Below are 11,900 nucleotides of genomic sequence, written 5' to 3'. Positions count from 1 at the left end.
TTCCAGCGATCAAAGCATAGGCATAATAAGGTTTAAGGTGACAAAGGAGGAATCGTCCATGTTAGCGATCGAATCGCACATTAAACTCTAAGCTAAATATGAGGAGTAATTGGGTGGAGTGAAAACGCAACCCATTAAGTAGGTTGGGTGGAGTGAAAACGTAACCCAACATCAACCTTATTAAGTAGGTTGGGTGGAGTGAAAACGTAACCCAAAATCAACCTTTTAGTTAGTTATAAATCTCAGCGCAGTTGATATAATTAATGAAATTTTAGCTAGTTCGGAGAAGATCATGGCTACAGCAACTCTGACTCCAGAAGTTAAACAGGAGATCAATCGGCTTTCCCAAGAAAAATTGATCGACCATGAAGTGTTAGAAGAATTTGCAGAATTTGTAATTAAAATCAATCATAAGTCTGCTAGTAAAGTTAAAAACAAGCTGAACATCAGTGACTTAAAAGAAGCAGTTTATCAGCGTTTTAAGGTAAAAAATACTAAAGAATTAAAGCAATCTAATCATTTCCAAATGGCAACTGACGGCATGGAAAAACTAGATTTTCGCCTGAAAGTAACTTGGGAAAAACTATATCGTAAGTTTATCGGAATTTTACCCAACGAAATGAATCAAGAAGGATACGGTTGTATTAATGGTATTAATGTATTTCAATATTTTAAGCCTTGGCAAGTATTTAATTTAGACCCAAAAACTGCCACTAAAAATGAAATAAAAAAAGCCTATTACCAACTTTCTAAAGTTTATCATCCTGATAATCAAAAGACTGGAAACAGGGAAATTTTTGAGCAAATTGAATTAATGTACAAAAGTATCATTGCTGGTGTTTAGGTCATTGTTCGACATGGAGAAAAAAGGCGTTAAACTGCGTGTTCTCGCGATCGCCCCTGATCCAGACTATTCTCAAACCAGTTACACAAGAGTCTTATTCTACTCACGGCGGTTGATCAAGCAGCGATCGCGAAGTTTGTAGGAAACACTGAAATCAGTTAAAATTAATCAATTCCCTTTCCTTTTGAGCCGATTTGTGACTCGTCATCCCTTCGACCAACTAGCCAAACAACTCCTAGAACAACTGCTCACCCCTTGCGGAAAAGTAGAAATCTCCAAAGAAGTGCCAGGAGAACCCCGCTTCATTGATCTCTACTTTTCCCCTGAAGCTTTGGTTAAGACTGCTGGGAAAAGGAAGCGTTCAACGGCAAGCCGTGGCAGAAGTAATCGCTCTGCCAGAAGAAGATGCTAGACGAACCGAAGCGTTAAGATTGTTATCAGTATGGAAAATCATTGTCGAAGCTAATCCAGAACTCCCAGAAGGGGAGGAGGTAACTATGCCCTTGCCACAAGCCTTTTTAGAATGGGAACAACAAGTTGAAGAACGCGGGAAAAAAGAAGGGAAAAAAGAAGGGAAAAAAGAAGGGAAAGAAGAAGGGAAAAAAGAAGGAATTCAATCGCTAGTCTGGCGACAACTGTCACGGCGCTTTGGAGACATTCCTTCCTCCATTCAAACCCAGATTGAGGAGTTAGAGATTGAGGAAACTGAAGCCCTTGCTGAAGCTCTGTTAGATTTTACCTCGATCGATGATCTTCAGCGTTGGTTGCTTGATTCAAGAGGAACAGAAGAATAATTCCTCTCATTACTGTCTCCTGAAATCTTGCGGGATGCTCCTAGAGCAGTGGTTTCGCCAGATCACTGTCTAGAGCTAACCAACACTCTCCTCAATAATGGCAGGATTGAGATTATATCCCAAGCGGTTAGCAACACGCACCGCATCCACAGGAGAAATCGCCCCATCTAAATCTAAATCAATGCGCCCTAAATCTAAGCCAGAGGGAGCTTCACCCGTTCCTTCAGAAATAATCGTACCAATATTATCATACACTTGGGTGAGGTCACTTCCAGAAACCGCTCCATCCGTTTCTACCTCATCTTCTCCCCCTTGAACAACATTTCCCAGATCATTTCTCACCACATCCCAGGGGAAATAAGCAATATCATCCACATTTACCCCTTCTGTTCCATCCACACCGTTATTCGTAAACTCTTCTGTAGTTTCCCCAGAACTCTCACTATTAACTAAGCGCACCCCTAAATAGTCGATATTATTCGACTCAAAGAAGCCCTCTTCTGGAACGGTTTCTCCAAACACTGAAGGATCATCTTCTAACGCTTCTGCTAACATTACCTCTACTGGTAGAGACACCGCTGCGGTTTCACTTCTGCTTCCACTCCCTGTTAACTCCTCAAAAGCCAGAGTTTTCACCACCATTGGTTCTTCTTCTTCTAATTCCCCTGGATCATCGGCGGTATAGTAAAGAATTTCCACTTGGAAACCTGGAGAACTCCCATCCCCTTGATTTTCCACTGTCAAATTGACCTCAGTTTCTCCTCCCAATACATGATCAACAACTGCGTCAAATTCCGTAATCACTAAATCAGGATTCCCTTCTTCTGTTTCACCAACAAGATTAATACTCTTTTCGCTGTAAACTGTCCCCTCTGTCACCTCCACATCCACCCCAAACAGTGTATTTTTCGCGGTTTTCCCCTCTGGGGCGTTGGTACTTACATCTAATTGTCCAGGCGCTTTGGCGGTGACGGTTAATTCGGCAAAGGTTTGACTGCCGCTTCTGACGGGATTAAAGTTACTTTGTGTTCCCCCCAATTCATCGATTAATCCTTCTCCTGAACCCTGTTCCACTGCTGTGGGTAATTCTAAGACGGGGGAGGCAAAATCTCCCACTAATTCGGCTTCGGTGACATCAATCAAAACCGTATCATATAAGACATCGGCAAAGACGCTAAACACTCCTAATTGTTGACCCTCTGGACGTAAGTCTTCCGCAGAGAGAACAATCTTAAACTCCTCTCCCACAGCGACATCTTCTAAGGCGTTCCCTGCTAAGTCTTGAAAGTCAATGTTCACCGCCATGGCTTCAATGACTCCTTGTACTGCTGATACGTCTTCCTGTTCAGAGAGAATGATATTATTACTCAGAGCGAAGTTGGCAGAGGGAGGAAAAGCACTCTCAATGTTGTTTTGGTTATTCAAAGCGGAGATAATGTCAACTTCACCAAAGCGAGTTTGATCTCGTTGGTCACTGATAAAATCTGGATTCAGGATCGTAATTGCTGAATTAATTTGCTGTCCTGCTTGACTGGCTAAAAGCGCAGTATTTCCGCCGCCAACGGCTTGGAAATGGAGGCTGAAAATACGATTATCTTCTGGTAGGCTTTCCACTCCTCCTAAAGCTAAAGTACCTGCTCCCGCTTCATTGACCAATCCTTCTTCGTTGCGTACTGTTCCTTTTCGTAACAGGTTATAACGGCTGTTGTCGTGAATCACTCCATTAATTATTCCATCCGTGTCTATCTCTTCCTCAGATATCACTTGTAGAATCTCAGGGTTAAACAATAAGTCTGCATATCCTGATAATACTGCTTGAGATGGATTGTTGGCTGCGGTTCGATCGAGAAAACGAACATCAACGATAAACTCTTCTCCGATTTGCAAGCCGTCATTGAGTTGGTCTTCTTTTCCAGGAACGGAACGCACATCCAACTCAACTTGAACACTTGCGCCTTCTGGCGGACGATTAACATTGACTTCTACTGTGCCTTGGTCAAAGCCACCACTTTCATTGGCGACGGTGTAGGTGAAAGTATCAACGCCTCCAAAGTCGGGGTTGGGAGTGTATCTTAACCGCGACTGGTTATCGAGTTCAACAGTTCCGCCTTTTTCGGTGGTTGCGGTGAAGTCAGTAATTTCGAGAAAGCCTTGGTCATCGTTGGCGCTGTCATTTCCCAAAACATTAAAGATAGCAGTGCGCTGGGAGGCAGCCCGAAAGCGATCGTTGTTGGCGGTGGGTCGAATTTCTTCGACGGGGGGTTGGGCGGCAAGGGGAGGGGGTGCGACGGCTAGGTTGAGGCGATAGTCTCCGATGCTATCGTCTGGGATACCGTCTTCATTGTTATCGAAGGCGCTGATTTGTAGGAAGTAGGTGTCGTCTTCGGGAATGGTTAAGTTGAGGCTGGGGTGAGGGAAGTCTCCCGCTTCATATTCGAGGGGAATTTCTTCATCCTTACTGTTGAAGAGACGGACGAAACTTTCGAGGTTGTCTCCGTTCACTCTTATATTGAGAATGTTTCCTTGTTCTAAGTCAATTTCGTAGAAGTCTCGATCGACCTCAACATTAGTATTGTCACCGATTACACCATTGGTGCTAAAGCGGTTATTGGTTAAGTTGACTTGGCTTGCTGTTTCGGGGGTTTCGTTGGTGGGATTTTCTTGGGGAGTGACTTCATTGAGGCGAAGTTCAATTTCATAATCTCCGATGCTGCCAGCGTTACCGCTACTGACTGTATTGGGGTTATAGTTTTCATTCCCTAAACCACTGACTCCCACATAATAGGTTCCAGGTGCGGTGGGAATAAATTCTAATTGGGAGTCTAAATTCTCGCTGCTTTCATCATCATTAAAGTCGAGTTGTTCTCCTTCACTGTTGAAGACACGGAGGAGGGAGTCAAACTCACTGTTGAAGTTTTCGGTGTTAATTTCGGCGGTGAGACGGGTATTAGTATCTAGTTCTACTTGGAAGATATCTACATCTAATCCTGCTTCTTCTAAATTGGGATTATTGCCAATGGCGTTGGTTTGTTTGAGGCTACCGAGGCTGTCTGCGGTTAAACTGGTGGCGGTGGCGGTGTCTAGAGTATCGTTTTCTTCTTCTTCTCCTGCTTCTAAAATTTCTGGTTGTTGGTCACTGATGATGAGTTGATAGCTGCCCGTACTGGCGAATGATTTACCGCTTCCTGCTGTGGTGACATCATAGTTTTCGTTACCAAAGCCACTGACTCCGATGTAGTAGTCTCCTGTTTCGGGAATGGTGAGTTCTAAGAGGGCGTTGTCACTGCTACCGATGTCGTCATTGAAGGCAATTTCTTCTCCTTGGGCGTTGAATAGTCGTAAGACGGGGTCAAGACGGGAGGTGCGATTGAGGTTAATTCTGATGGCTTGGTCAGCTTCGAGGGTGAGGGTGTAAAGGTCAACGTCTAATCCTGGAACGGTGACAAATTCCGTTCTATCGCCAATATTCCCTTGAATTTCATCTCCCACTAACAAGGCGGTGGCGGTGTCGAGGGTGTCGTTGGGAGAGGCTTCGGGGGGACTATCTTCACGGGAAACATCTTGCGTAATGTTGATTTCATACGCACCTGTTGCCCCTGGACTTTGTCCACTTTCGGGGTTGTAGGGGCTATACAGGTCGTTGGCTTGGTCGCTGACTCCGACATAATAGGTGCCGCTGAAGGGGGCGCTAAATTCGAGATAGGGGTCATTTCCTAATTGTTCACCTGGGGCTTTGGCGTTATCGTTGAAGCCGTTGGGAACGTTGCCGCCAGTGGCGTTAAAGATGCGTAGGATGGGGTTGAGGGGACTGTTTTCTGTGGTGTCGATGTCGATGGTGGCGGTTTCCCCTTGAGTCAGTTGGATTTCGTAAAAGTCAACGTCGAGGTTGGGGTTATTAAGGGTGCTGTTGTCGCCGAGGAAGCCAGGTTGTTGAAATTGCCCGTTTTCTTGAATCAAGGCGCTGGTGGCGATCGCTTGGGAAATGGTATCGTTGGGGGTTTCGCTGGCGGTACTGGTGAGGGTGAGGGCGAGGTTATAACTGCCAGTGTCTCCTTTACTACCAGAGTTTTCTAAGTTGGGGTTGTATTGGTCGTTACCAAAGCCACTGACTCCAATATAGTAGGTTTGTGAGGTATCAGCACTAAATTCTAATAGGGAGTCGTTTTCCCCTTGTTGGCTGTCGTCGTTGCGTTCTACTTCTTGTCCGAAGCTGTCGAAGAGTCTTAAAAAGGAGTCGAGGGAGGAGTTATCATCAGTGTTGATGTCGGCGGTGAGTTGGTCGCCTTTTTGCAGTTCGAGGCGATAAAGGTCGATATCTTGATCACCAAAATTGTTGTCGCCAATTTCGCCAGCGAGGTTGATGTTGGGGGTGTCGGGGCTGAGTTGAGGGGTGCTGGCGGTTTCTAAGGTGTCGTTGGTTTCTTCGAGGCTGATGACTTCGCCACTGGGGTTAACGGTAACGGTGAAGGTTTCGGTGGTGGTGAATCCACTGGTATCAACAGCGCTGACGGTGATTTCGCTAGAACCGGTTCGAGTGGAGGGGAATTGCAGGAAGAGTTCACCACTACTGGTGTTAATACTATCGGCATTGACAAGGGATTTGTTGCTGCTGCTAGCCCTAAATTTCAGGTCGGAGTCGGCATCTTGCGTATCCTCAAAGGTCTCAAAGAGGTTGATGGGAACCGGGTCACTTCCCGCATCGATGCTTAAATCATTGAGGGGGTTAGTTATTTCTGGGGCAGTGTTACGGGCGTTAACAGTGACGGTGAAGGTTTCGCTAACGCTAAGTCCATCGGTGTCAGTGGCTTGGATAGTGATGTTGCTGCTGCCACTACCGGAAAAGATAACGAAGCTGAGTTCTCCTTCTCCTTCGTTTATGGCGGCTTGGATTAGATCAGCGTTGGTTTGTTCGGTAATGCTGTAGGTTAGTTCTTCGTCGGTATCTTCATTATCTTCAAAGAGATCAAAAAGGTTGATCGGGTCAGGAATTTCTCCTTGGGAGAGATTAATATCATTGATGGGGATTTCTACAACAGGGGCTTGATTACCTGTGCTTCCATTAATCGTAATCCTTATTTCGGCAGTAGCTGTACCGCCATTGCCATCAGCTACGGTGTAGGTAAAGGTATCAGTAGCAGTTTCCCCGTCGTTGAGGTCTTCAAATGCGCCATTGGTGTCATACTCATAGCTTCCATCAGCATTGAGAGTGAGTAACGCACCGGAGTCTAAGGTGATTTCTGTGTCAACCTTACCCGCTTCTCCATTTACGGCCCTGACAGTTAGAGCATCTCCATCAGGATCAACGTCATTGGCGAGAACGCCATTTGCCGCATCAACTGTAAAGGAACTATCTTCGTCGGTGCTACCCGTGTCATCCTCTGCTGTGGGAACTTCGTTTACGTTCTCAACGATTACCTCTAACGTCTCGCTGACGTTTGCCCCTTCACTGTCAGTGGCAGTCACTTCTAGTACATAAATGTTATCCTCATCAGCGTCTATGGGGTTTTCAAAGTCGGGAGGATTATTAAACTCTAATTCTCCTGTATCAGGATTAATCGTAAATAATCCTTGGTCAGCGCCACCCGTGAGGGAGAAAGTAACTTCATCCCCATCTGGATCATCTGCTTGGAGAGAGAGCGGCGCGATCGTGTTTTCTTCAATGGTTGGTAAGGAATCAGATGTGATTTCAGGAGATTCATTGACATCCAACACTTCCAAATTGATGCTTTGGCTGCTGTTTCCGCCGTTTCCGTCATCAGCGCTGACTTGGACTTGATAGATGTTATCGCTGTTGCTGTCTTGCGGGTTCTCGAAGTCGGGAGATTGATTGAAGGTTAAGTTTTCATCCTCATCAAGGGTGAATAATGCTGCATCTGCACCTCCTGTAATCGAGAAACTTAACGTATCCCCATCAGGATCAGTGGCGCTGAGAGTAACAACACTGGTTTCATTTTCCGACACCTCGATCGCATTTTCAGAAGTGAAAGTGGGCGCTTCATTCACATCCGTGAGATTTACCGTCACTGTTGCGGTTGGTGTGAATTCCCCATCACTCACCGTTACCGTTAATTCTCGATTCGGATTCGTCTCAAAGTCTAAATCCGTTTCACCCGTAACGAAAATTTCTCCTGTCTCATTAATCCCAAAGCCTTCTTCCTCTAAACTGTAACTGAGGGAATTTCCTTCTGGATCACTAGCTTCGATCGCCCCCACGACGGTTTCCCCCTCACTGTTTTCAGGAATCGAAAAACTTTGATCTTCAATAATTGGCGCTTCATTCACATCCGTTACCGTTACCGTTAAATCCTGTTCAACCGTGCTACCCTTACCATCAGCTACCGTCACCGTCACCTGATAAACATTATTCCCATCCTCATCACTGGGAGTCTCAAAATCAGGTGCGTTGCTGAAACTTAAACTTCCCTCATCATCGAGAGTGAATAAACCTTCATCCGCACCTCCCGTAATCGAGAAACTTAACGTATCTCCATCAGGATCAGTGGCGCTGAGAGTAACCACATCGGTTTCATTTTCTGAAATCTCGATCGCATTTTCAGAAGTGAAAGTAGGCGCTTCATTCACATCCGTTACCGTTACCGTTAAATCCTGTTCAACCGTGCTACCCTTACCATCAGCTACCGTCACCGTCACCTGATAAACATTATTCCCATCCTCATCACTGGGATTCTCAAAGTCAGGTGCGTTGCTGAAACTTAAACTTCCCTCATCAAGGGTGAATAAATCTTCATCCACACCTCCCGTAATCGAGAAACTTAACGTATCTCCATCAGGATCAGTGGCGGTGAGAGTAACAACATCGGTTTCATTTTCTGAAATCTCGATCGCATTTTCAGAAGTGAAAGTAGGCGCTTCATTCACATCCGTTACCGTTACCGTTAAATCCTGTTCAACCGTGCTACCCTTACCATCAGCTACCGTCACCGTCACCTGATAAACATTATTCCCATCCTCATCACTGGGATTTTCAAAATCAGGTGCGTTGCTGAAACTTAAACTTCCCTCATCATCGAGAGTGAATAAATCTTCATCCACACCTCCTGTAATCGAGAAACTTAACGTATCCCCATCAGGATCAGTGGCGCTGAGAGTCACCACATCGGTTTCATTTTCTGAAATCTCGATCGCATTTTCAGAAGTGAAAGTAGGCGCTTCATTCACATCCGTTACCGTTACCGTTAAATCCTGTTCAACAGTGATATCCTTACCATCATCTACCGTCACCGTCACCTGATAAACATTATTCCCATCCTCATCACTGGGATTCTCAAAATCAGGTGCGTTGCTGAAACTTAAACCTCCCTCATCATCGAGAGTGAATAAATCTTCATCCACACCTCCCGTAATCGAGAAACTTAACGTATCCCCATCAGGATCAGTGGCGCTGAGAGTCACCACATCGGTTTCATTTTCCGAAATCTCGATCGCATCTGGTGAAGTGAAAGTGGGCACTTCATTTTCCAGGAAGATAATGTCGCCGCCATTTTCTTCAGTGGGGTTAATACTGGAATTGCTTTCTGAAATTTGGAACAAGTCGATAATACTATTCGTTCCATCTGCTGTTATTGGCAGGACTTCTCCTGAAATGTCAGAGAGTTGATCAAGATCGATTGTTCCTCCATTAAGGGCATTCACTTGGGAATAAGTATAACCATTATCATCCGCAAAGCGATTTAAACTCGACAAGTCGATATTGCTGTTGGTGCCATCGGCTAAAACCCGCGTTGCCCCTCCCGTGATGTCCGTTAAGTTGCTCAGGTTGACGGTGCCATTAATCGCTTCGATGAATAGTTGATCCTTGTATCCGGTTCCTCCTGAAAGGGTAGTGATCGAGGACAAGTCAATGCTACTGCCCCCTGTAGCTTGAATGGAGGTGTCCGAGTTTGTTCCTTCATAGCTGGTTACTTGTGGCAACTCTAAACTTACCCCGTCATTGACAAATAGACTAGCTGTATCAATGTTGCTGACGTTGCTGAAATCAGCAGTCCCACCATTGCTTAAAGTAACACTGGAACCACTGACATTGGTTAAGCTGCTCAAGTTGGCAGCTGTTCCCTCCACTGTAATCGAGCCATTGGTAACACTTGTGATTTGTTCGGCGTCAAAGTTGCCGCTGCTGTTAAAAAGTAAGGAAACCCCATTGAGGCTATCAAGATTTGGAGTTTGGATTGTTCCTCCATTAAGGGCATTCACTTGGGAATAAGTATAACCATTATCATCCGCAAAGCGATTTAAACTCGACAAGTCGATATTGCTGTTGGTGCCATCGGCTAAAACCCGCGTTGCCCCTCCCGTGATGTCCGTTAAGTTGCTCAGATTGATGGTACCATTAATCGCTTCGATGAATAGTTCATCCTTGTATTCGGTTCCTCCTGAAAGGGTAGTGATCGAGGACAAGTCAATGTTGCTGCCTCCTGTGGCTCGAATGGAGGTATCGAAGTTTGTTCCTTCATAGCTGGTTACTTGCGGCAACTCTAAACTTACCCCGTCATTGACAAATAGACTAGCTGTATCAATGTTGCTGACGTTGCTGAAATCAGCAGTCCCACCATTGCTTAAAGTAACACTGGAACCACTGACATTGGTTAAGCTGCTCAAGTTGGCAGCTGTTCCCTCCACTGTAATCGAGCCATTGGTAACACTTGTGATTTGTTCGGCGTCAAAGTTGCCGCTGCTGTTAAAAAGTAAGGAAACCCCATTGAGGCTATCAAGATTTGGAGTTTGGATTGTTCCTCCATTAAGGGCATTCACTTGGGAATAAGTATAACCATTATCATCCGCAAAGCGATTTAAACTCGACAAGTCGATATTGCTGTTGGTGCCATCGGCTAAAACCCGCGTTGCCCCTCCCGTGATGTCCGTTAAGTTGCTCAGGTTGACGGTGCCATTAATCGCTTCGATGAATAGTTGATCCTTGTATCCGGTTCCTCCTGAAAGGGTAGTGATCGAGGACAAGTCAATGCTACTGCCTCCTGTGGCTCGAATGGAGGTATCGAAGTCTGCCCCTTCATAGCTGGTTAAACCAGAAAGCGCCAAATTGCCCCCATTTTCGGCAAACAGCGATAGACTATTGACGCTAGGATTCCCTTGTGAAAAAGTAATTGTAATATCAGTATTATTGCTAGTGATGGTGACATCATCATTAGTACCAGGTACAGTTCCGTTACTCCAATTAGCAGGGTCGTACCAGTCGCCATCACCACCAATGTAAGAAACGTCTGCCTGTTCGACAGTTACAGCTTCTCCATTAATCGTCAGAGTCGCTGTGTCATCTTCTGCCTTCAACTGTTGCCATTCTAAAGGACTCAAACTAACATCCCTTACCAACGCTGAAAAGATCGCGCCTTCATCCCCAGCGCTATCCTCCACATTCAAATAAGCATCGATCGCGTGTCCCACCTCTTCCAACAACACCGCACTCGCTTGTTGAGTCGAAGAAACCAGCAAATCTTGAGACAGATATATAGTATTGGTTGCCTCGGCATAAGCCCCTAATGCTCCTTCCAACTCAGCACTGGGCAGGACTTCTATTTCAATGCCATCGAAAAAAGCCCCAGTGTATAGGGCTTGTTGTAACTCTTCGATTAATCTGGTGTCGGAGTTGTCACCAAAACTGGTTTCTAAGATCGAGTGGAAATGGTCACTGGACGCGAATTTAGTTAATAACGCTCCAACGTTGATCACTGCGCCTTCGAGTAACGCTTCTTCCATTGCCACCGCCTCACTATTCGGTTGAAATGCCATGATTCCTGCCCAATTGTGTCGTTGATTTAGATTAGTGGGTTAATCCCTTAGGAGTTGAAATTAAGTTTGATTAAATTAATAGCTTGATTTTAGAGTAAGATCGCTTCTAATGTCAATCCGATAGAAGACTTTAGACACGGCTCAATTCACCCAATTTGAGACTCATTTAGAAATTTAAATTACAATTAATGCTTAGAATTACTCTAAACCCCACTTTTCTCGTCAGGTAAGGTAGCCAAATTGATACAAATCTTTACAAATTCGGTCGGTGGGAAAAGCGCGATTATTTTGTTATTCGTTATTCGTTATTCGTTATTCGTTATTCGTTGGTAACCCTTCGACAGGCTCAGGGCAAGCTGATCACCCTTCGGCAAGCTGGTAACTGGTCACTGTCTTGACGATTGTAAATTATTTGGGAAAGAAATTTTAATTCCTAGCGCGATCGGGGTTTGAGAGAGGGGGCGCGATCAAAGTTTGAGGGAGGGAGCGCGATCGCGCTA

At 45.3% G+C, this 11,900-nt stretch carries 4 protein-coding genes; 3 read left to right on the top strand and 1 reads right to left on the bottom strand.

Features of this window, described 5'->3' with window-relative positions:
* The first annotated feature begins 292 nt into the window (after window positions 1-292).
* The 3 genes from DACSA_RS04430 to DACSA_RS04425 all read left to right on the top strand — a co-directional run bounded on the left by DACSA_RS04430 (window position 293) and on the right by DACSA_RS04425 (window position 1,638).
* Window positions 293-844, top strand: a complete 552-nt coding sequence (locus DACSA_RS04430; RefSeq protein ID WP_015228612.1) for a J domain-containing protein — start codon at window positions 293-295, stop codon at window positions 842-844.
* A 13-nt stretch (window positions 845-857) separates the two neighbouring features.
* The gene (locus tag DACSA_RS22440) at window positions 858-986 is read left to right on the top strand and encodes a hypothetical protein (protein WP_269544687.1); all 129 of its coding nucleotides are present in this window, start codon (window positions 858-860) and stop codon (window positions 984-986) included.
* A 163-nt stretch (window positions 987-1,149) separates the two neighbouring features.
* Window positions 1,150-1,638 (top strand): DUF4351 domain-containing protein, encoded by a 489-nt coding sequence (locus DACSA_RS04425; protein ID WP_051017277.1) that lies wholly within the window; start codon window positions 1,150-1,152, stop codon window positions 1,636-1,638.
* Between the two features lie 75 nt (window positions 1,639-1,713).
* On the opposite strand, the gene DACSA_RS20260 is transcribed toward DACSA_RS04425, so the two are convergent.
* A complete protein-coding gene (locus DACSA_RS20260; protein WP_015228611.1) occupies window positions 1,714-11,400 on the bottom strand; it encodes an Ig-like domain-containing protein in 9,687 nt (3,228 codons plus the stop codon).
* Between the last annotated feature and the right edge of the window lie 500 nt (window positions 11,401-11,900).

The sequence above is a fragment of the Dactylococcopsis salina PCC 8305 genome (genome assembly GCF_000317615.1).
Lineage (GTDB): Bacteria > Cyanobacteriota > Cyanobacteriia > Cyanobacteriales > Rubidibacteraceae > Halothece > Halothece salina.
This window is presented reverse-complemented; position numbering and strand designations above follow the sequence as displayed.

Coding starts and splice junctions, on each gene's coding strand:
- DACSA_RS20260 (WP_015228611.1), bottom strand. CDS start 11,400: ATGGCATTTCAACCGAATAGTGAGGCGGTGGCAATGGAAGAAGCGTTA.
- DACSA_RS22440 (WP_269544687.1), top strand. CDS start 858: ATGGAGAAAAAAGGCGTTAAACTGCGTGTTCTCGCGATCGCCCCTGAT.
- DACSA_RS04430 (WP_015228612.1), top strand. CDS start 293: ATGGCTACAGCAACTCTGACTCCAGAAGTTAAACAGGAGATCAATCGG.